Origin of the sequence: Streptomyces flavochromogenes (assembly GCF_000717595.1) — a bacterium.
Lineage (GTDB): Bacteria > Actinomycetota > Actinomycetes > Streptomycetales > Streptomycetaceae > Streptomyces > Streptomyces flavochromogenes.
On record NZ_JNZO01000006.1, the window covers coordinates 269,342 to 289,148 of the forward strand.

The window sequence follows — 19,807 nt, forward strand, 5'->3', positions numbered from 1 at the left end:
CCGCACTGTTTGAGGGGGGAGCCGGCGGCCCGGTCATCGCCTTGCGGCGAGAAGCACAGTCAAGCGGTACGGGGACGAGCGCGGCAGAGTACGCGCACCGGAAGAACGAGTACTTCATTCACACCCCGTGCGAAATCCTCCCGTAGTCGTGAAGGAGGGGTGACTCGAAGAGGTTCTCCGCAGTGGTTCGGTCCGTACGAATTCGGCCACCGCTACGCTGAGTTCACCGCGCTCCGGCCGAGCGGCCTGAGCGGACCGGAGCGACCGGAGCGGTCATGCAGCCCAACACCTTGCTCGACGCCCTTCTCGACGAAGCGGGCGTCTCGAACGCCGGCCTCGCTGCCCATGTGAACCGGGCAGGCCGGGCCAGGGGCCTCACCCTGCGCTACGAACACACCGCTGTGGCACGCTGGTTGAAGGGCCAGCGGCCGCGCGGCCAGGTGCCGGACCTGATCTGCGAGGTGCTCGCCGCCCGGCTGCACCGGCAGGTGACCCTGGACGACATCGGCTTCGGCGTGCCCGACGGGCCCGTGCTCGCGGTCGGTTCACCGCTCTCCGGGTTCGTGGAGCGCGCGGCCGCGCTGTGGCGGTCCGACGAGCAGCAGCGACCACACGTGGTCGCCGCACCCGCCGTGACCGGCACACCGGCCGTGATGCCCGTGTGGGAGTGGGAGAACCCGCCGGAGGACGTGGACGTCTCCCGGATCGGCCGGACGTCGGTCTCACCCGCCGACATCACGGTGCTGAGCGCGGCCCGTTCCCACTACGAGCAGATGTACCGCAGAACCGGGGGCATCGCGACCCGCGCCCGGATCGTCGGCTTCCTCACCGCCGAGACGGCGCCGCTGCTGCGGGGCTCGTACAGCGACGCCCTCGGTCGGCGACTGCACCGCGCCACCGGTGGACTCGTGGCGGTGGCCGGCATCTGCGCGTACGACGCCGACGCGCACGGTCTCGCCCAGCGCTACTTCCACCAGGCGCTGCGGCTCGCGAAGGCGAGCGGGGACCGGGGGCTCGGCGCCTATGTGATCGCGCTCCTCGTCAACCAGTCGTTGTTCATGGGGGAGTACCGGCAGGCGGTGGCGTTCGCTGAGGCGGCGCTGCGGACGGCGGGGCGGCAGATCACCCCGGCGCTCGCCGCCGATCTGACGGCGATGCAGGCGAAGGCGTACGCGCATCTGGGCGACGGGGCAGCCGCGCTGGCCTGCATCCGGCGGGCCGAGGCCGCGGCCGATCGGATCAGTCCGGGGGACGAGCCGGCCGAGACGGGCTATGTCCAGCCGGGGCTCGTCAACGTCCAGGTCGCCGAGGCCCTGCTCAGTCTGGGTGATCTCACGGCGGCCCATGAGCACGCGTCGATGGCCGTCGGGGTGCCGTCGCACGACCGGGGCCGGGTGCACCGGCTCGCCATGCTGTGTCAGATCGAGCTGCGCCAGGGGGAGGCCGACGCGGCGGCGCGGACGGCCGTCGAGATGACCGAGCGGGCGCGGGGGATGGAGTCGCGGCGGCTGCGCGACCGGCTGCGGCAGGTGCGGGAGCACCTCCTGGCCAGCGGCGGAGGCGATGCCCGGGAGGCGGCGGCGCTCATTGACGGGGCGCTGCGCGTTCCCCTGTGAGCCGCTAACTGCTGCGATATTGCCACCAAACAAGCACCGACCAGTCGGAAGGTGGCAAGAACGTGCAGTGGACGAAACTGAGCGAACGCTCTGTCTATGAGAATCGCTGGTTCCAGGTGAACCTCGCGGACGTCGAACTCCCGGACGGCCGCCACCTCGACCACTATCTGATCCGGCTTCGCCCGGTCGCCGTCGCGACGGCCGTCAACGAGGCCGACGAAGTCCTGATGCTCTGGCGCCATCGTTTCATCACCGACAGCTGGGGCTGGGAACTGGCCGCCGGAGTCGTCGAGGACGGCGAGGAGATCGAAGCCGCCGCCGCTCGCGAGATGGAGGAGGAGACCGGCTGGCGGCCGGGGCCGCTGCGCCATCTCCTCACCGTCGAGCCGTCCAACGGCCTCACCGACGCCCGCCACCACCTCTACTGGGCGGAGACGGCCACCTACACCGGACCGCCCGAGGACGCCTTCGAGTCCTCACGGCGGGCCTGGGTGCCGCTGAAACAGGTCCCCGACATGATCGCCCGGGGCGAGATCCCGGCCGCGAACATGGCCGCGGGGCTGCTGATGCTCCACCACCTGCGCCTGGGCTGAGGCGGCCGGGCCGATGCGCCCCGGCCCGACCTGCCTGAGCCGGCGCGGTCGGGCCGAGGAACCCGCGCAAGGCCGGACGGCCCGTACCTGTGCGTGTGTACGGGCCGTCCGGTGTCCTGGGGAGATCAGGCGTACGGGTAGAAGCCCGAGCCCGTCTTCCGGCCGAGCCGGCCCGCGTCCACCATGCGCTGGAGCAGCGGGGGAGCGGCGTACAGCGGCTCCTTGAACTCGGCGTACATCGAGTCGGCGATGGACGCGATCGTGTCGAGACCGATCAGGTCCGAGAGCTTCAGCGGGCCCATCGGGTGGGCGCAGCCGAACTCCATGCCGTTGTCGATGTCGTCGCGGCTCGCGATGCCCGACTCGAACATCCGGATCGCGGAGAGCAGGTACGGCACGAGCAGCGCGTTGACCACGAAGCCGGAGCGGTCCTGCGCGCGGATCGCGTGCTTGCCGAGGGTCTTCTCCGCGAAGGCCTGGGCCCGGCTGATCGTGCCCTCGGAGGTGGTGAGGGCCGGGATCAGCTCGACGAGCTTCTGCACCGGGGCCGGGTTGAAGAAGTGGATGCCGATGACCTGGTCGGGGCGGGAGGTCGCCACGGCCAGCTTCACCAGCGGGATCGAGGAGGTGTTCGAGGCCAGGATGGCGTCCGGCCGGGTCATCACCTGGTCGAGGACCTGGAAGATCTCGGTCTTGACCTGCTCGTTCTCCACGACCGCCTCGATGACGAGGTCGCGGTCGGCGAACTCGCCCAGGTCGGTGGTGAAGCTGAGGCGGGCGAGCGTCGCGTCCCGCTCCTCCTCGCTGATCTTGCCGCGTTCGGCGGCCTTCGACAGCGAGTTGTAGAGCCGTGTGCGGCCGATCTCCAGCGCCTCGCCGGTGGTCTCGGCGACCTTCACCTCAAGGCCGCTCCGGGCACACACCTCTGCGATGCCCGCGCCCATCTGGCCGCAGCCCACCACTCCGACGCGCTCAATGTCGGCCATGGAGTCCGTCACCTCGTGCCTTTCGCTCTTCTCTGGCGGCGGGGGCCCGTGTGATTCCGGTGCGTCCGCCTCGACCCCACGACGTTACCGCTCATTAACCGATGATCGATCGTCCGGGGCGGGCATGCTGTCCGGGTAGGTGTGACGTATCCGACACAAGAGGGGTACAAGTGCGGCCTATCGGCAGAAGAGGCTTCGTGGCGGGGGCGGCCGCCAGGGCGGCGCTGGCCGTGACGGGTGCGGGGGCGGTGGCGGGCGCGGAAGCGGGAACGGGTGAGGGCACGGGGCTGCGGGCGGGTGCCGGGACGGCTGCCGGAACCGCGCCGGAGGAGCCCGCGAGCCCGGCCGCCCGGTCCGGGTTCCGGGGTGTGTGGATCGCCACGGTCCTCAACCGCGACTGGCCCTCCCGTACCGGTCTGACCGCCGATGCCCAGCGGGCCGAGCTTCTCGCCCACCTGGACACCGCCGTCGAGTGCCGGCTCAACGCGGTGGTCCTCCAGGTCAGGCCGGCCGCCGACGCGCTCTGGCCCTCACCGTACGAACCGTGGACGGAGTTCCTCACCGGGACGCAGGGCCGCGACCCCGGCTGGGACCCGCTGGGCACGGCCGTCGAGGAGGCCCATGCGCGGGGGCTCGAACTCCACGCCTGGTTCAACCCGTACCGCGTGGCGAATCACACGGACCCGACCCGGCTCGTCGCCGGCCATCCGGCCCGGCTCCACCCCGAGTGGGTGCTGCCGTACGGCGGGAAGCTCTACTACGACCCCGGGCTGCCCGAGGTCCGGCGGTTCACCCAGGACGCGATGCTGGACGCTGTGCGGCGCTACGACATCGACGCCGTCCACTGGGACGACTACTTCTATCCGTACCCGGTGGCCGGGGAGGAGTTCGCCGACGACGAGACGTACGCGCGGTACGGCGCCGACTTCCCCGACAGGGCGTCCTGGCGCCGGAACAACACCGATCTGCTGGTCTCCGAGATGGCGGTCCGGATCAAGGCCGTCAAGCCGCACGTGGCCTTCGGCGTCAGCCCCTTCGGGGTCTGGCGGAACATCGCCGAGGATCCGGAGGGCTCGGACACCCGGGCAGGCGTCGCCACCTACGACGACCTCTACGCCGACACCCGGAAGTGGATCCGGGAGGGCTGGATCGACTACGTCGTACCTCAGCTGTACTGGCACGTCGGTCTGCCCGCCGCCGACTACGCCACGCTGTTGCCCTGGTGGGACGAGGTGGTACGGGGCACCGGCGTCGGCCTCTACATCGGCGAGGCGCTCTACAAGGCGGGTGACCCCGCCCAGCCCGCCGCCTGGCAGGACCCCGGGGAACTGTCACGGCACCTGGAACTGGCCGCCGCATGTCCGGCGGTCGGCGGCCACTGCTTCTTCGCCGCTCTGGACGTCGCGAAGGACCCGATCGGGGCGATGGCCACCGTGGTGGCGGATCACTACCCGACCAGGGTCCGGGCGCCGGGAGGGGGCTGACCCGGAGGGGTCAGCTCGCGCCTGCCTCGGGGCGATGGCGTACGACGGTGTCGGGGCCGGGAGACATCAGGGCCTCGTGACCGTCGTCGTCGAACCTGACGCGGTACGGGGGCGTGCCGTTCTCCCCCAGTACCTGAAGGACCTGGGCCGTACGGTCGTGGTGACCGACGGTCCGGCCGTGCACCAACAGTTTGTCGCCCACGTTCGCCTGCATCGGGGTGACCTCCTCGCGACCGGGCTCGTGCTGTTCGGGGCTTATGTCTGCCATTGTGTCCCGGATCGCCCCGATCCGCCGCGCCGACCGCCGTCCCGTCGGTCCCGTACTGTCGCCCGCGTTCCGTCGGCCGGCGGCCGGCGTCAGCTCCTCGCCCGCTGGGTCACCGCGATGCAGACGAGCACCGCGACCGCCGCGAGCGGGGCGGCGAGCGGCAGGGTCTCGCCGAGCAGCACGACCGACCAGACCAGGGTGAGGAGCGGCTGGGCGAGCTGCAGCTGGCTCGCCTTGGGGATGCCGATCGACGCCATGCCCCGGTACCAGACGTACAGGCCGAAGAAGGTGGACCCGGCCGCGACCCAGACCAGGCCGATGACTCCGTGGGCGTTGAGACGGACCGGCTCCACGGACAGCGCCACGGCCGAGCCGACGGCCATCAGCGGCAGGCAGAGGATCAGGGCCCAGCCGATGACGTGCCAGCCCGGCATGAGCCGCGCGAGACGGCCGCCCTCGGTGTAACCGGCCGCGCACACGAGGAGCGCGCCGAACAGGTACAGGTCGCCCTGCGACACGGCCCCGCCGCTCTGCTGGACCGTGAAGGCGAGCACCACGACCGCGCCCGCCACCGCGGCGAACCAGAAGGTACGCGACGGCCGGCGCTTGGTCCGCAGTGCGGCGAAGGCGGCCGTGGTGAGCGGCAGCAGGCCGACGACGACGGCGGCGTGCGAGGTGGTGGAGGTCCGCAGGGCCAGGGTCGTCAGGAGCGGGAAGCCGATGACGACTCCGCCGGCGACCACGGCGAGGCCCGCCCAGTGGCGCCGTTCCGGCAGCGGCACCCGGCCGGCGAGGAGGAACGCGCCCGCGATGAGGGCGGCGAGCGTGGAGCGCACCGCCACGAGCGACCAGGGGCCGAAGCTCTCCAGGCCCCAGACGGTCGACGGGAACGTGAGCGAGAAGGAGAGCACGCCGAGGGCGGCGAGCACGGTGCCGCGGGGGAGAGGGTCGGTGAGGCGCCCGCTCGTGGCGGTGGCGAGGTCCGCCGCCACCGGGGCGCCGGGGCTTCCCGCGCCGCCGACGCTTCCCGCGCTGACCGTGCTTCCCGCGCTGACGGTGCCGCCGGTGCGGTCCGCACCGGTGACCGCTATCGTCGGGGCGGCAGTAGCGCTATTCTTTGCTCTCATGAGTGAGCGTAGCAGTGTCGCGGAACTGGCACATTCCTTGAGGGAGGAGCTGAACCGCTACTCACCTGGTGGAAAGCTGCCGTCGAGTCGCGCCCTCGTGGAGCGCTATCGGGTCTCCCCGGTGACCGTCACCCGCGCCCTCGCGCAGCTCGCCGCCGAGGGGCTCGTCGTCACCCGCCCCGGCGCCGGCGCCTTCCGTGCCGAGCCGCGTGCCGCCACCCCCGACACCGGCGACACCTCGTGGCAGGAGGTCGCCCTCAGTGCCGACACCGCCACCGAGCTCGTCCCCCGTGCCGTCGACGCCTCGGGCGTCCTCGTCACCCTGGCCGCCCCGCCTCCCGGAGTGGTCGAGTTCAACGGCGGCTACCTCCACCCCTCCCTCCAGCCGGAGCGGGCCCTCGCCGCCGCCCTCGCCCGCGCCGGACGCCGTCCCGGAGCCTGGGGCAGGCCGCCCACCGACGGCCTGCCCGAGCTGCGCGAGTGGTTCGCCCGCGAGATCGGCGGCAGCGTCACCGCCGCCGACCTCCTGATCACCGCCGGCGGCCAGTCCGCCATCACCACCGCCCTGCGCGCCCTCGCCCCGCCCGGTACCCCCGTCCTCGTCGAGTCGCCGACCTACCCGGGCATGCTCGCCGTCGCCCGCGCGGCCGGACTGCGCCCCGTTCCCGTGCCCGCCGATGCCGAAGGGGTCCGCCCCGAACTCCTCGAACGGGCCTTCCGCGCCACCGGCGCCCGTGTCTTCGTCTGCCAGCCGCTCTTCCAGAACCCCACCGGGGCGGTGCTCGGCCCCGAGCGGCGCCGCAAGGTGCTGCGTATCGCCCGCGCCGCCGGAGCCTTCGTCGTCGAGGACGACTTCGCCCGCCGGCTCGTCCACGAGGACGCGCCCCCGCTCCCCGCACCGCTCGCCGCCGAGGATCCCGACGGTGTCGTCGTCCATGTCTGCTCCCTCACCAAGGTCACCTCGCCGAGCCTGCGGGTCGGCGCCCTCGCCGCCCGCGGCCCCGTCCTGGAACGCCTCCGCGCCATCCAGGTCGTCGACAGCTTCTTCGTCCCCCGGCCGTTCCAGGAGGCCGCGCTCGAACTCGTCGGCTCGCCCTCCTGGCACCGCCATCTGCGGGCCGTCGCCCAGGAGCTCAAGGGCCGGCGGGGCCTGCTGAGCGGTGCCCTCGCCCACCAGCTGCCCGCGTTCGCCCTGCCGCACGTTCCGTACGGCGGCCACCACCTCTGGCTGCGGCTCCCCGACGACGTTCCGGAGACGGCCCTGGTCGCCGCCGCCCTGCGGGCCGGAGTCGCCGTGGCCCCGGGCCGCCCGTACTTCTGCGCCGAGCCCCCCGCCGGGCACATCCGGCTGAGTTTCGCGGGTGTCGCGGGCCCCACGGAGATCGTGGAGGGCGTGCGCCGCCTGCGGGCCGCGGTCGACGAGCTCGCCGCCTGAGCACCGGCGGCGGGCCGCGCGGGGGAGCCGGCGGTCGCACGCGCGACCCCGGCGCCCCCCGGCCCGGGCAAATTCACCTGACAAGCCCCGGTGTCACTGGAACGCTTCGGCCATGAGCGACAGCGCCGCCACGGACACCCCCGTCATGCACGGGGCGTACGAGATCTCAGCCGACCCGACGCGGATCGACGCGGCCCGGGTGCACCACTGGCTGTCCACGGACGCCTACTGGGCCCACGGCCGACCTCGGGAGAAGCAGGACCGGGCCATCGCGGGCTCGCTCAACCTCGGTGCCTACGACCGGGAGACCGGCGAGATGGCCGCCTACGCGCGCGTCGTCACCGACTACGCCACCTTCGCCTGGCTCTGCGACGTCTACGTCGACCGCCCGGCCCGCGGCACCGGCCTCGGCACGGCGCTCGTCGCCGCCGTCCGCGACCACCTCGCGCCGTACGGACTGCGCCGCATCATGCTCGCCACGGCCGACGCGCACGGTGTGTACGAGAAGGTCGGTTTCACGCCACTCCAGAATCCGGACAAGTGGATGGCTCTCGGGCAGCAGTGAACCGGAGCCCCTCCGGCCCCGGGGAATGACCCCTTGACCTGCGGAGCCTTCGGCCTCACGATCGCGCCCATGGGTCTTCGGGTGACGCTCGTCACGGCGGCACGCAGCTCCTCCCTGCTCGCCGAACGCTTCGACGACGACCGGCCGCTCGACGAGGCCGGCTGGTACGAGGTGCAGCAGGCCGCGCCCGCGCTCATCCCGCTCGGCGCGGCCGAACTGCGCTACTGCTCCCCGACCCCGCGCAGCCGCGCCACCGGAACCGCCCTCGGCTTCGCCCCCCTCGCCCAGCCGGCGCTCCGCGACTGCGACATGGGCCGCTGGCGCGGCCTGACCCTCGCCGAGGTCGCCGCCCTCGAACCGGCCGCCGTCGACGCCTGGCTCACCGACGCCCGTACCGCCCCGCACGGCGGCGAACCCCTCCTCGCCTTCATCACCCGGATAGGGAACTGGCTCGACACCCGCCCGGCCGAGGACGGCGAGATCGTCGCCGTCGCCGAACCCTCCGTCGTACGGGCCGCCCTCGTGTACGCCCTGAAGGCACCCCCCGCCACGTACTGGAACGTCGACGTCCGCCCCCTCTCCACCGTCACCCTCACCGGCCGCCCCGGCCTCTGGCACCTCCAGCTCGACGCGGCCCTGCGCTGAGCGGGCCCCGGCCCGCGCCGAGGGGCGCGGCCCGGCGCCGACCGGCATCGACCGAACGGGTCCGGCTCCTCGGAGCCACCGATGCGCACGTGGCGGGGGGAGAGTCCGCCCGCGACCGGCTAGCCTGAGAGCACGATGAACCGTTTGACCACGTCATGGGGCGCCTTCACGCTGACCCGCTATCCCGAGGACCCGCGCGATCAGCTGCGCGCCTGGGACGCGTCCGACGAGTACCTCCTGGGCCGACTGGCCGAGGACGGCACCGATCTGTCCGGCACCGTCGCCGTCCTCGGCGACCGCTGGGGAGCCCTCGTCACCGCACTCCAGGCCGCCGGTCCCGGGGAGCTCGTCCAGATCTCCGACTCGTACCTCGGCCGGCAGGCCACGCGGGCCAACCTCGCGCGCGCCGGTGCCGCCCCGGACGCCGTCCGGCTCCTCACCACCCAGGACCCGCCGCCCGAGCGGATCGACGTCCTCCTCGTCCGCGTCCCCAAGAGCCTCGCGCTCCTGGAGGACCAGCTGCACCGGCTCGCACCCGCCGTGCACGAGGGCACCGTGGTCGTCGGCACGGGCATGGTCAAGGAGATCCACACCTCCACGCTGCGGCTCTTCGAGCGGATCCTCGGGACCACCCGTACCTCGCTCGCGGTGAAGAAGGCGCGGCTGATCCACACCACGCCCGACCCGGCCGTCACCCCGCGCCCGAACCCCTGGCCGCACCGCTACGACCTCCCGGCCGACACCCCCGCGCCCGGGCTGCCGGGTCTGACCGTCACCAACCAGGCCGGGGTCTTCTGCGCCGACCGCCTCGACATCGGCACCCGCTTCCTCCTCGCGAACCTGCCCGGCGGCATCGGCCGGGTCCGCGTCGCCGACCTCGGCTGCGGCAACGGCGTGGTCGGCCTCGCCATCGCGCTGCACGAACCCGACGCGGAACTGATCTTCACCGACGAGTCGTACCAGGCGGTCGCCTCGGCGGAGGAGAACTTCCGTACGCACGTGGGCGACGGGCGCAAGGCCGAGTTCCTCGTCGGCGACGGACTCGCCGACGTGCCCGACGGCTCGGTGGACCTCGTCCTCAACAACCCGCCGTTCCACACCCACCAGGCCACCACCGACCGCACGGCTCGCCGGATGTTCACCGACGCGCGGCGCGCGCTGCGGCCGGGCGGCGAACTGTGGGTCATCGGCAACCGTCACCTCGGCTACCACGTCACCCTCCGCCGGATCTTCGGCAACAGTGAACTGGTCGCGAGCGACTCCAAGTTCGTCGTCCTGCGCGCGGTGCGACAGGCCTAGGGAGCGACCGCCGGGGCAGGGCCGGAAGGCCCGGCCCCCGACGGAACCCGCCACCGGGGCGCGGCCTTCCGGCCGCGCCCCTTCGTCATGCGCCCCAGGTGCGCGAGCACAGGACGAGCTGATAGCCGTCGGGATCCTCGACGGTCACGCCGTACTCGTCCCAGTACGGGTTGTGCGCGGCCACCCGCCTGCCGCCGGCGGCGAGCAGCCGCTCCACCTGTTCCTCCTCGACGGGCGCCCCGAGATAGACCACGAACAGATCCTCGACCGTCGGGGCCGGCTCCACGGGGTGCTCGGGATCACGGGTCAGCTCGAAGTGCCAGCCGCCGCCCTTGGGGCCGACCATGAGCAGGTCGTGCTTCCCGGGCACCCGCCCGGTGGTCCGCCACTGCACCTGGAGACCGAGCCCGTCGACGTAGAACCGCTCGGCGGCGGCCAGATCCCGCGAAGGGCGGGCGACCCGTACGTGGGTCCGCGCATCGATGATCATGTCGTCAGACTAGGCGACGCCTCACCGGGTGAACCCCGGCACGGCCCGCCCTCCCGTCGGGCAGACCGCCCGCCTGCCGTCAGGCCCGACCCACCAGCTCCCGGTACTCCTCGCTCCACAGGTCCTCGTCCGCGTCCGGCAGCAGCAGGACCCGTTCGGGGCGCAGGGCGTCGAGTGCCTCCTCGTCGTGCGTGACCATCACGATCGCGCCCGGGTACGTGCCCACGGCGGCCAGGACCTCGTCGCGGGAGGCGGGGTCCAGGTTGTTCGTGGGCTCGTCGAGGAGCAGGACGTTCGCCCCCGAGTGGACGAGTGCGGCAAGCGCGAGACGGGTCTTCTCGCCGCCGGAGAGCACCCCGGCCGGCTTGTCCGCGTCGTCGCCCCGGAACAGGAACGCGCCCAGGACCGCCCGTACCTCACCGTCCGTCAGCCGCGGAGCCGCGTCGGCGAGGTTCTCCCGGACCGTACGGCCCGGATCGAGCGTGTCGTGCTCCTGGGCGAAGTAGCCGAGCCGCAGCCCGTGCCCGCGCACGACCCTCCCGGCGTCGGGGGTCTCTCGACCGGCGAGGATCCGCAACAGGGTCGTCTTCCCGGCCCCGTTGAGGCCGAGGATGACGAGCCGGCTGCCCCGGTCCACGGCGAGGTCCACCCCGTCGAGCACCGGGCGCACCCCGTAGGCCTTGGTGAGCGCGACCGCGCCCAGCGGCATCCGGCCGCAGGGCGCGGGCTCGGGGAGCCGGATGCGGGCGACCCGTTCGGCCTGCCGTGCCGGGTCGAGCCCGGCGAGCATCCGGTCGGCCCGGCGCGCCATACTGCGGGCCGTCGTCGCCGTCGCCACCCGGGACTTCATGCGGTCCGCCTGCGCGTGCAGCGCCGCCGCCTTGCGCTCGGCGTTGGCGCGCTCGCGCACCCGCCGCCGCTCCTCGGCCTCCCGCTGGGCGAGGTACACCTCCCAGCCGGTGTTGTGGACGTCGAGCGCGGCGCGCCCCGGGTCGAGGTGGAAGACCCGGTTGACGGTGTCGGCGAGGAGCCGTACGTCATGGCTGATCAGCACCAGGCCGCCCCGGTGGGCGGCGAGGTGGCCGCGCAGCCAGCCGATCGAGTCGGCGTCCAGATGGTTGGTCGGTTCGTCGAGCAGGAGTGTGTCCTCCCTGCCGTGACCGGCGAAGAGGATCCTGGCCAGCTCGACCCGGCGCTTCTGGCCGCCGGACAGCCGGCCGACGGGCCGGTCCATGACCTCGGCGGGCAGGCCGAGTCCGGCGGCGACCCGGGCGGCCTCCGCCTCGGCCGCATAGCCGCCGCCCGCCTCGAAGGCGGACTCGGCGCGGTCGTACGCGGCGAGCGTCCGCGCGTCGAGTGCCTCTCCGAGCCGGCGGGCGGCCTCCGCGAGCCGCCGGACGGCCAGGTCGAGGCCACGGGCGGAGAGGATCCGGTCGGTGACGGTCGCGGTGGGGTCGGCGGCCCGCGAGTCCTGGGCGAGATGCCCGACGGAGCCGGTACGGGTGACGGTGCCGGCGGCGGGCGCGCGCAGCCCGGCGAGGGTGTCGAGGAGGGTGGTCTTGCCGGCGCCGTTGCGGCCGACGAGGCCGATCCGGTCGCCGGGCGCGACGTGGAAGGAGACGCCGGACAGCAGGAGCCGGGCGCCGACGCGCACGTCGGCACCACGAACGGTGATCATGGGGTAACGCTCCGAAAGGACTTGAGGGCACACGGGTGGCGTGGGTGCGTGTCCTCAGCTAGGAGATTCGGGGCGTTGACATGGTGTGGAGGCTAACGGAGGAGGGGTGCCGGCGCACCGGACTTTCGTCCCGCCCCCGGTCCCCGCCCCCGGTCCCCGCAGCCGGTCCCGCCCCGTCACCCGTCGGAGAAGACCAGGTCCAGGGCGCGTACCCGGTCCTCCCCGGTGGTGACGGAGACGGTGACGATCCGGTCCCGGCGGAGGGCGAACGCCACGGCGGACACGGGCCGCCCGTCGACGAAGGCGACCGCCCCGACGGCCCCGTCGACCAGCGCGGGCCGGGCCACGTCCGCGAACCGCGCGAACGCGGCCGCGCCCTCGGCGACGGCGGGTGCGCCGTGCACCGGGCCGCGGTCGGAGTGGGCGACCACGTCGGGGTCGAGGACGGCCGCCAGCGTATGGGCGTCACGCGCGCGTGCGGCGGCCAGGAACAGGTCCACCACCGCCCGCTGCCGCCGGATGCCCTCCTCGTGGGCCGTCCCGCGGCCCCGTACCCGCTCCCGGGCCCGCCGGGCCGGCCGTGCCACCTTTTCGGGGGAGTCGCCGGTGATGCGGGCCGTCTCGTACGACGGCAGCCCGAACACGTCGTGCAGCACATAGGCGATCCGTTCCTCGTCCCCCAGGGACTCCAGGACGAGGATCAGCGCGAGCCACACGGACTCGCCCCCGCCTCCGGACTCGCCCCCGGCCCGGACTCCGGCCGTGTCCTCGACTCCGCCCCCGGCCCCGGCCGCGCTCCTGCGCCCGGGCCCCTCGCCCGCCCGCCGCCTCCCGCGCCCGCGGACACACTCCTGTGTGACCAGTGCCGTCAGCCAGGCTCGTACCGATGCCTCGACGTCCCGCCCCAGCCCCGCCCGCACCGCCGCGAGCGCCGCATCGGCCTCGGCCTTCGAACCCGTCATCCGCAGGGCCGCGCGCCGCAGTTGCTCCTCGTGGGCGTCGAAACGCCCGGCCAGCGCGGCCGGAAAGGTGTCGTCGTGCATGGCGCCTCACTCCTCGTCGGTTCCGTCACCGCGTTGACGTGAGGCCCCGCCACGATGTGACAGCACACGGAAAGGCCGGCTCGACGCGGGGGACGTCGGGCCGGCCTTCCGGGGGTGTCGAGCGCGTGGTGCTCGACGGGGGTGGGTCGGTGGTGCGGTGCCGGGTCAGTCGGTGCCGAACTCCATCGCGGCGCGGTCCAGCATCTCGTCCTCGTCGGTGGCCTCGCCGCGGGACGCGATGGCCTCCGCGCCGCCCTCGGGGAGCTCCGTGAGGGTGCCGATCAGGCCGGTCGCGGCCGCCTGGGCGGCACCGATCGCGGGGCTGCCGGTGCCGAGCAGGCCGAGGCCCGCGTACTGCTCCAGCTTGGCGCGCGAGTCGGCGATGTCGAGGTTCCGCATCGTGAGCTGGCCGATCCGGTCCACCGGTCCGAAGGCCGAGTCCTCGGTGCGCTCCATGGACAGCTTGTCCGGGTGGTAGCTGAACGCCGGGCCCGTCGTGTCGAGGATCGAGTAGTCCTCGCCGCGCCGCAGCCGCAGCGTCACCTCGCCGGTGACGGCCGCGCCGACCCAGCGCTGGAGGGACTCGCGGACCATCAGCGCCTGCGGGTCCAGCCACCGGCCCTCGTACATCAGCCGGCCGAGGCGCCGTCCCTCGTTGTGGTACTGCGCGAGGGTGTCCTCGTTGTGGATGGCGTTGACGAGCCGCTCGTACGCGGCGTGCAGCAGGGCCATGCCGGGCGCCTCGTAGATGCCGCGGCTCTTGGCCTCGATGATCCGGTTCTCGATCTGGTCCGACATGCCCATGCCGTGGCGGCCGCCGATGGCGTTGGCCTCCATGACGAGGTCGACGGCGGAGGCGAACTCCTTGCCGTTGATGGACACCGGCCGGCCCTGCGCGAAGCCGATCGTCACGTCCTCGGTGTCGATCTCGACCGACGGGTCCCAGAAGCGGACGCCCATGATCGGCTCGACGGTCTCCACGCCGGTGTCGAGGTGCTCCAGCGTCTTGGCCTCGTGGGTGGCGCCCCAGATGTTGGCGTCGGTGGAGTACGCCTTCTCCGTGCTGTCGCGGTACGGCAGGTCGTGGGCGACCAGCCACTCCGACATCTCCTTGCGGCCGCCGAGCTCCGTCACGAAGTCCGCGTCCAGCCAGGGCTTGTAGATCCGCAGGTGGGGGTTGGCGAGCAGGCCGTAGCGGTAGAACCGCTCGATGTCGTTGCCCTTGAAGGTCGAGCCGTCGCCCCAGATCTGGACGTTGTCCTCGAGCATCGCCCGCACGAGGAGGGTGCCGGTGACGGCACGGCCGAGCGGCGTGGTGTTGAAGTACGCGCGGCCGCCGGAGCGGATGTGGAACGCCCCGCAGGTGAGTGCGGCGAGACCCTCCTCGACCAGCGCGGCGCGGCAGTCGACCAGGCGCGCGATCTCGGCACCGTAGGTCTTGGCGCGGCCGGGCACCGAGGCGATGTCGGGCTCGTCGTACTGGCCGATGTCGGCGGTGTAGGTGCAGGGGATGGCGCCCTTGTCGCGCATCCATGCGACCGCGACGGAGGTGTCGAGGCCGCCGGAGAAGGCGATGCCGACGCGCTCGCCGGCGGGCAGGGAGGTGAGGACCTTGGACATAGGAAGAGTATGCATCATCTCGCATGGTCATGCAAAGGGGGCCGGTGGAGAACTGTGGAATCTCCTCTTCCGGCGCCCTGCACGATCAGCATGCGCGGTCGTGGCGCTCGCCGCATCCGGTCGTGGGCCGGGGGTCGCCCCGCCCGGCTCTCCGGTCTCCCGCCGGGTGGGCCGCCACCGCGGTCCGGGCGGGCCGTCGTCGATCTCGGCGGCCGGGGCGCTCACCGCGCGGGCGCGTTCCCGCGAGCCTTCCTTCCTTCGGTGCGGGCTGTGGCGGGGGTCGCGCCGTGAGGCGGGGTCCGCCCGCCCGTGTCGTGAGGCGGGATCCGCCCGTCCGGCCGGCACTCGAAGGCGAGGTCCGAGGCGCGCGGGTCGTCGGGTGTCCGCCAGCCGGCGGGCGGGGCGGTCTGTTGCGGGTGACGCCGGGCCGGGGTGATCTCCCCGGCGGGGGGTCGCGGGGCGACGCCCGGGGTGTCGTTGCATAAAACTGCTGGGATACGTATAGTCATGCCATCCATGAGGAGGGTTTCGATGACGGTACGAGTAGCAGTGGCGGGTGCGAGCGGATACGCGGGCGGAGAGCTCCTGCGCCTCCTTCTCGCCCACCCCCACGTGGAGATCGGCGCCCTGACCGGCCACTCCAACGCCGGCCAGCGGCTCGGGGCCCTCCAGCCCCATCTGCTGCCGCTCGCCGATCGCGTCCTCGTGCCCACCACCGCCGACGAGCTCGCCGGTCACGACGTCGTGTTCCTCGCCCTGCCGCACGGCCAGTCCGCCGCCGTCGCCGAGCAGCTCGGCCCGGACGTCCTCGTCGTCGACATGGGCGCCGACTTCCGGCTCAAGGAGCCCGCCGACTGGGAGACCTACTACGGCTCCCCGCACGCCGGCACCTGGCCGTACGGCCTCCCCGAACTTCCGGGTGCCCGCGCCGCCCTCGCCGGGTCCAAGCGGGTCGCCGTGCCCGGCTGCTACCCGACCGCCGTCTCGCTCGCGCTCTTCCCCGCGTACGAGAACGGACTCGCCGAGCCCGAGGCCGTGATCGTCGCGGCCTCCGGCACCTCCGGCGCCGGCAAGGCGGCCAAGCCGCACCTGCTCGGCAGCGAGGTCATGGGCAGCATGTCGCCGTACGGCGTGGGCGGCGGCCACCGGCACACCCCCGAGATGATCCAGAACCTCAGCGGGCCGGCGGGGGAGCGGGTCACCGTCTCCTTCACGCCGACCCTCGCGCCGATGCCCCGCGGCATCCTCGCCACCTGCACCGCCACCGCGAAGCCGGGCGTCACCGCCGAGACCGTACGGGCCGCCTACGAGAAGGCCTTCGCGGACGAGCCGTTCGTCCATCTGCTCCCCGAGGGGCAGTGGCCGGCGACCGCGTCCGTCTACGGTTCCAACGCCGTTCAGGTACAGGTCGCGTACGACGCGGCGGCGAACCGGATCATCGCGATCAGCGCCATCGACAATCTCACCAAGGGCACCGCCGGCGGCGCGGTGCAGAGCATGAACATCGCCCTCGGCCTCCCCGAGAGCACCGGACTTTCCACGATCGGAGTGGCGCCGTGAGCGACGCGCGCGCGGCCACCGGTCCCACGACCACGACGAAGCCCGCACCTCTGCTCCGCGCGGGCGGAGAAGCGAACGGAGAAGCACAGTGAGCGTCACCGCAGCGAAGGGATTCACGGCGGCGGGCATCGCCGCCGGGATCAAGCAGAACGGCAACCCGGACCTGGCCCTCGTGGTCAACACCGGGCCCCGCCGCGCCGCCGCGGGAGTCTTCACCTCCAACCGCGTCAAGGCCGCCCCCGTCGTCTGGTCCCAGCAGGTCCTCGCCGACGGCGAGCTGACCGCCGTCGTCCTCAACTCCGGCGGCGCCAACGCCTGCACCGGACCCCAGGGCTTCCAGGACACCCACGCCACCGCCGAGAAGGTCGCCGAGGTCCTCGGCGCCAAGGGCACGGACGTCGGCGCGGGCGAGATCGCCGTCGCCTCCACCGGCCTCATCGGCGTCCTGCTCCCCATGGACAAGCTCCTCCCCGGCATCGAGAAGGCCGCGGCCGAGCTGTCGGAGCACGGCGGCGAGAAGGCCGCCATCGCCATCAAGACCACCGACACCGTCCACAAGACCTCCGTGGTCACGAAGGACGGCCCCGGCGGCACCTGGACGGTCGGCGGCATGGCCAAGGGCGCCGGCATGCTCGCCCCCGGCCTCGCCACGATGCTGGTCGTCCTCACCACCGACGCCGACGTCGACAGCCCGGGCCTGGACAGCGCCCTGCGGGACGCCACCCGTGTCACCTTCGACCGGGTCGACTCCGACGGCTGCATGTCCACCAACGACACCGTCCTCCTCCTCGCCTCCGGCTCGTCCGGCGTCACGCCGGAGCCGGACGCGTTCACCGGGGCCGTACGGGAGGTCTGCGACGACCTCGCCCGCCAGCTCATCGGCGACGCCGAGGGCGCCAGCAAGGACATCCGCATCGAGGTGATCAACGCCGCAACCGAGGACGACGCCGTCGAGGTGGGCCGGTCCATCGCCCGTAACAACCTCCTCAAGTGCGCCATCCACGGCGAGGACCCCAACTGGGGCCGGGTGCTCTCCGCCATCGGCACGACGGCGGCGGCCTTCGAGCCCGACGAGCTCAACGTCGCCATCAACGGCGTCTGGGTCTGCAAGAACGGCTCCGTCGGGGAGGACCGCGACCTCGTCGACATGCGCTACCGGGAGGTCACCGTCACCGCCGACCTCGCCGCCGGCACCGAGTCCGCCGTCATCTGGGCGAACGACCTCACCGCCGACTACGTCCACGAGAACAGCGCGTACTCGTCATGAGCGACCCCCAGAACCCCGAGAGCACGACCCGGAAGCACACCGCGCTCCCCAAGGCCCAGATCCTCATCGAGGCCCTGCCCTGGCTCACGCGGCACAACGGCAAGACGGTCGTCATCAAGTTCGGCGGCAACGCCATGATCGACGAGGACCTGAAGGCCGCCTTCGCCCAGGACGTCGTCTTCCTGCGCCAGGCCGGCCTCAAGCCCGTCGTCGTGCACGGCGGCGGACCCCAGATCAGCGCCGCCCTCGACCGGCACGGCATCGTCAGCGAGTTCAAGGCGGGTCTGCGGGTCACCACCGAGGACGCCATGGACGTCGTACGGATGGTCCTCGCCGGCCAAGTCCAGCGCGAGCTCGTCGGGCTGCTCAACCAGCACGGTCCCCTCGCCGTCGGCCTCACCGGCGAGGACGCCCACACCATCACGGCCACCCGGCACCGGCCGGTCGTGGCCGGCGAGCAGATCGACATCGGCCGGGTCGGTGAGATCACCGCCATCGACACCGGCGCCATCCAGGCGCTCCTGGAGGACGGCCGGATCCCGGTCATCTCCTCCATCGCCCGCTCCCAGGACGACGGACATGTCTACAACGTCAATGCTGATACGGCGGCTGCGGCACTCGCTGCGGCGCTGGGCGCCGAGACGCTGATGGTCCTGACCGACGTCGAGGGCCTCTACGAGGACTGGCCGCACAGCGACGAGGTCATCAGCCGGCTCACCGCGAGCCAGCTGGAGAAGCTGCTGCCCGAGCTCTCCAGCGGCATGGTCCCCAAGATGGAGGGCTGCCTGCACGCCGTTCGGAACGGGGTCACCACGGCCCGCGTGATCGACGGCCGGGTCCAGCACTCGATCCTGCTGGAGATCTTCACCGACGAGGGCATCGGCACGATGGTCGTGCCGGACGGACAGGGGGACTGATGAGCGGCACCACGGAGCCCGGCAACGAGCAGCTGACCCAGCGGTGGCAGGGCTCGCTGATGAACAACTACGGCACCCCCCGGCTGCCTCTCGTCCGCGGTGAGGGCGCCAAGGTCTGGGACGCCGACGGCAACGCGTACCTGGACTTCGTCGGCGGCATCGCGGTGAACGCCCTCGGCCACGGCCACCCGGCGATCGTCGAGGCCGTCACCCGGCAGATCCAGACCCTCGGCCACGTCTCCAACCTCTTCGTCGCCGAGCCGCCCGTCGTCCTCGCCGAGAAGCTCCTCGCGCTCTTCGGCCGGCCCGGCAAGGTCTTCTTCTGCAACTCCGGAGCCGAGGCCGTCGAAGGCGCCTTCAAGATCGGCCGTCTCACCGGCCGGTCCCACATGGTCGCCACCCAGGGCGGCTTCCACGGCCGGACCATGGGCTCCCTGGCGCTCACCGGCCAGCCCGCCAAGCAGACCCCGTTCCTGCCGCTGCCCGGCGACGTCACCCACGTCCCGTACGGCGACGTCGAGGCGCTGCGCGCCGCCGTCACCGAGGACACCGCCCTCGTGATCATCGAGCCCATCCAGGGCGAGAACGGCGTCGTCGTCCCGCCCGCCGGCTATCTGAAGGCGGCCCGGGAGATCACCCGCGCGACCGGCACCCTCCTCGTCCTCGACGAGGTGCAGACCGGCATCGGCCGCTGCGGCCACTGGTTCGAGTACCAGGCGCACGAGGGCGTCGAGCCCGATGTCGTGACCCTCGCCAAGGGCCTCGGCGGCGGCCTCCCGCTCGGCGCGACCGTCGCCTTCGGCCCCGCCGCGGACCTCTTCGCGCCCGGCCACCACGGCACGACCTTCGGCGGCAACCCGGTCGCCTGCGCCGCCGGAATCGCCGTTCTCGACACCCTCGGCGCCGACGCGGCCCTCGACCACGTGAAGGCGGTCGGGGAACGGCTGAGGCAGGGAATCGAGGGTCTCGGGCACCCGCTGGTCTCCCACGTCCGTGGTGCGGGCCTCCTGCTGGGTATCGTGCTCACGGAGTCCCTCGCACCTCAGGTGCAGCAGGCGGCTCAGGACGCCGGCCTCCTGGTGAACGCGCCCGCCCCCGATGTCGTACGGATCATGCCTCCGCTGGTCCTCACCGACGCCGAGGCGGACGCCTTCCTCCAGGCCCTGCCCGGAGTCCTCGACGTGGCGAACGGGCAAGGACGAACCGGAGAATGA

Annotated in this window: 18 protein-coding genes; 11 read left to right on the forward strand and 7 right to left on the reverse strand. The window is 72.9% G+C overall.

The window, feature by feature from the left end; all coding sequences use genetic code 11:
• Positions 1–275: 275 nt before the first annotated feature.
• Positions 276–1,616 (forward strand): NsdA family TPR-like regulatory protein, encoded by a 1,341-nt coding sequence (locus tag IF00_RS0108940; RefSeq protein WP_030316108.1) that lies wholly within the window; start codon positions 276–278, stop codon positions 1,614–1,616.
• A 62-nt stretch (positions 1,617–1,678) separates the two neighbouring features.
• Entirely contained in the window at positions 1,679–2,209 is a 531-nt protein-coding gene (locus IF00_RS0108945; protein WP_030316110.1) for an NUDIX domain-containing protein, read from the forward strand.
• A gap of 125 nt (positions 2,210–2,334) precedes the next feature.
• Here the strand turns inward: IF00_RS0108945 and IF00_RS0108950 are convergent, their stop codons facing one another.
• Complete coding sequence (locus IF00_RS0108950; RefSeq protein ID WP_030316113.1) at positions 2,335–3,195, reverse strand: 3-hydroxybutyryl-CoA dehydrogenase; 861 nt, start codon at positions 3,193–3,195, stop codon at positions 2,335–2,337.
• A 197-nt stretch (positions 3,196–3,392) separates the two neighbouring features.
• On the opposite strand from IF00_RS0108950, the gene IF00_RS0108955 reads away from it, so the two are divergent.
• Positions 3,393–4,679 carry a glycoside hydrolase family 10-like protein gene (locus IF00_RS0108955; RefSeq protein WP_209439741.1) on the forward strand — a complete coding sequence of 429 codons (1,287 nt, stop codon included), beginning with the start codon at positions 3,393–3,395 and terminating at the stop codon, positions 4,677–4,679.
• A 10-nt stretch (positions 4,680–4,689) separates the two neighbouring features.
• Here the strand turns inward: IF00_RS0108955 and IF00_RS0108960 are convergent, their stop codons facing one another.
• Both IF00_RS0108960 and IF00_RS0108965 read right to left on the reverse strand, forming a co-directional pair.
• Complete coding sequence (locus IF00_RS0108960) at positions 4,690–4,893, reverse strand: DUF1918 domain-containing protein (RefSeq protein WP_030316118.1); 204 nt, start codon at positions 4,891–4,893, stop codon at positions 4,690–4,692.
• Positions 4,894–5,036: 143 nt separating this feature from the next.
• On the reverse strand, positions 5,037–6,074 hold the full coding sequence (locus tag IF00_RS0108965; protein WP_209439742.1) for a DMT family transporter: 1,038 nt from the start codon (positions 6,072–6,074) through the stop codon (positions 5,037–5,039).
• On the opposite strand from IF00_RS0108965, the gene IF00_RS0108970 reads away from it, so the two are divergent.
• The 4 genes from IF00_RS0108970 (at position 6,073) to IF00_RS0108985 (ending at position 10,018) form a co-directional block, all read left to right on the forward strand.
• The gene (locus IF00_RS0108970; RefSeq protein ID WP_030316123.1) at positions 6,073–7,509 is read left to right on the forward strand and encodes an aminotransferase-like domain-containing protein; all 1,437 of its coding nucleotides are present in this window, start codon (positions 6,073–6,075) and stop codon (positions 7,507–7,509) included. The genes IF00_RS0108965 and IF00_RS0108970 overlap by 2 nt on opposite strands.
• A gap of 112 nt (positions 7,510–7,621) precedes the next feature.
• Positions 7,622–8,074 carry a GNAT family N-acetyltransferase gene (locus IF00_RS0108975; protein WP_030316125.1) on the forward strand — a complete coding sequence of 151 codons (453 nt, stop codon included), beginning with the start codon at positions 7,622–7,624 and terminating at the stop codon, positions 8,072–8,074.
• Positions 8,075–8,143: 69 nt separating this feature from the next.
• The gene (locus IF00_RS0108980) at positions 8,144–8,719 is read left to right on the forward strand and encodes a histidine phosphatase family protein (protein WP_030316127.1); all 576 of its coding nucleotides are present in this window, start codon (positions 8,144–8,146) and stop codon (positions 8,717–8,719) included.
• Between the two features lie 135 nt (positions 8,720–8,854).
• On the forward strand, positions 8,855–10,018 hold the full coding sequence (locus IF00_RS0108985; RefSeq protein ID WP_030316129.1) for a methyltransferase: 1,164 nt from the start codon (positions 8,855–8,857) through the stop codon (positions 10,016–10,018).
• Between the two features lie 85 nt (positions 10,019–10,103).
• Here the strand turns inward: IF00_RS0108985 and IF00_RS0108990 are convergent, their stop codons facing one another.
• From IF00_RS0108990 to argG, 4 genes are all read right to left on the reverse strand, one after another.
• A complete protein-coding gene (locus tag IF00_RS0108990; protein WP_030316130.1) occupies positions 10,104–10,508 on the reverse strand; it encodes a VOC family protein in 405 nt (134 codons plus the stop codon).
• Positions 10,509–10,587: 79 nt separating this feature from the next.
• The gene (locus IF00_RS0108995) at positions 10,588–12,186 is read right to left on the reverse strand and encodes an ABC-F family ATP-binding cassette domain-containing protein (RefSeq protein WP_030316132.1); all 1,599 of its coding nucleotides are present in this window, start codon (positions 12,184–12,186) and stop codon (positions 10,588–10,590) included.
• Positions 12,187–12,362: 176 nt separating this feature from the next.
• On the reverse strand, positions 12,363–13,229 hold the full coding sequence (locus IF00_RS0109000) for a sigma factor-like helix-turn-helix DNA-binding protein (protein ID WP_030316135.1): 867 nt from the start codon (positions 13,227–13,229) through the stop codon (positions 12,363–12,365).
• 165 nt (positions 13,230–13,394) lie between these two features.
• Positions 13,395–14,849, reverse strand: coding sequence for an argininosuccinate synthase (argG, locus tag IF00_RS0109005; protein WP_030316137.1), 1,455 nt, complete (start codon positions 14,847–14,849; stop codon positions 13,395–13,397).
• 531 nt (positions 14,850–15,380) lie between these two features.
• Here argG and argC point away from each other — a divergent pair.
• The 4 genes from argC (at position 15,381) to IF00_RS0109025 (ending at position 19,807) form a co-directional block, all read left to right on the forward strand.
• Positions 15,381–16,409 (forward strand): N-acetyl-gamma-glutamyl-phosphate reductase, encoded by a 1,029-nt coding sequence (gene argC / locus IF00_RS0109010; protein WP_030316139.1) that lies wholly within the window; start codon positions 15,381–15,383, stop codon positions 16,407–16,409.
• Between the two features lie 88 nt (positions 16,410–16,497).
• Positions 16,498–17,676 (forward strand): bifunctional glutamate N-acetyltransferase/amino-acid acetyltransferase ArgJ, encoded by a 1,179-nt coding sequence (argJ, locus tag IF00_RS0109015; RefSeq protein WP_030316141.1) that lies wholly within the window; start codon positions 16,498–16,500, stop codon positions 17,674–17,676.
• Positions 17,673–18,593 carry an acetylglutamate kinase gene (gene argB, locus IF00_RS0109020; protein ID WP_030316143.1) on the forward strand — a complete coding sequence of 307 codons (921 nt, stop codon included), beginning with the start codon at positions 17,673–17,675 and terminating at the stop codon, positions 18,591–18,593. Before argJ ends, argB begins: the two co-directional genes overlap by 4 nt.
• Positions 18,593–19,807, forward strand: coding sequence for an acetylornithine transaminase (locus IF00_RS0109025; RefSeq protein WP_030316145.1), 1,215 nt, complete (start codon positions 18,593–18,595; stop codon positions 19,805–19,807). The genes argB and IF00_RS0109025 overlap by 1 nt, the downstream gene beginning before the upstream one ends.

Excerpts from the sequence above, each read along its gene's own strand:
- IF00_RS0108990 (WP_030316130.1), bottom strand. The coding sequence starts at position 10,508 with ATGATCATCGATGCGCGGACCCACGTACGGGTCGCCCGCCCTTCGCGG.
- argC (WP_030316139.1), top strand. The coding sequence starts at position 15,381 with ATGACGGTACGAGTAGCAGTGGCGGGTGCGAGCGGATACGCGGGCGGA.
- IF00_RS0108985 (WP_030316129.1), top strand. The coding sequence starts at position 8,855 with ATGAACCGTTTGACCACGTCATGGGGCGCCTTCACGCTGACCCGCTAT.
- argG (WP_030316137.1), bottom strand. The coding sequence starts at position 14,849 with ATGTCCAAGGTCCTCACCTCCCTGCCCGCCGGCGAGCGCGTCGGCATC.
- IF00_RS0108950 (WP_030316113.1), bottom strand. The coding sequence starts at position 3,195 with ATGGCCGACATTGAGCGCGTCGGAGTGGTGGGCTGCGGCCAGATGGGC.
- IF00_RS0108960 (WP_030316118.1), bottom strand. The coding sequence starts at position 4,893 with ATGCAGGCGAACGTGGGCGACAAACTGTTGGTGCACGGCCGGACCGTC.
- IF00_RS0108970 (WP_030316123.1), top strand. The coding sequence starts at position 6,073 with ATGAGTGAGCGTAGCAGTGTCGCGGAACTGGCACATTCCTTGAGGGAG.
- IF00_RS0109025 (WP_030316145.1), top strand. The coding sequence starts at position 18,593 with ATGAGCGGCACCACGGAGCCCGGCAACGAGCAGCTGACCCAGCGGTGG.
- IF00_RS0108980 (WP_030316127.1), top strand. The coding sequence starts at position 8,144 with ATGGGTCTTCGGGTGACGCTCGTCACGGCGGCACGCAGCTCCTCCCTG.
- IF00_RS0108965 (WP_209439742.1), bottom strand. The coding sequence starts at position 6,074 with ATGAGAGCAAAGAATAGCGCTACTGCCGCCCCGACGATAGCGGTCACC.
- IF00_RS0108940 (WP_030316108.1), top strand. The coding sequence starts at position 276 with ATGCAGCCCAACACCTTGCTCGACGCCCTTCTCGACGAAGCGGGCGTC.
- IF00_RS0108995 (WP_030316132.1), bottom strand. The coding sequence starts at position 12,186 with ATGATCACCGTTCGTGGTGCCGACGTGCGCGTCGGCGCCCGGCTCCTG.
- argB (WP_030316143.1), top strand. The coding sequence starts at position 17,673 with ATGAGCGACCCCCAGAACCCCGAGAGCACGACCCGGAAGCACACCGCG.
- IF00_RS0108975 (WP_030316125.1), top strand. The coding sequence starts at position 7,622 with ATGAGCGACAGCGCCGCCACGGACACCCCCGTCATGCACGGGGCGTAC.
- IF00_RS0109000 (WP_030316135.1), bottom strand. The coding sequence starts at position 13,229 with ATGCACGACGACACCTTTCCGGCCGCGCTGGCCGGGCGTTTCGACGCC.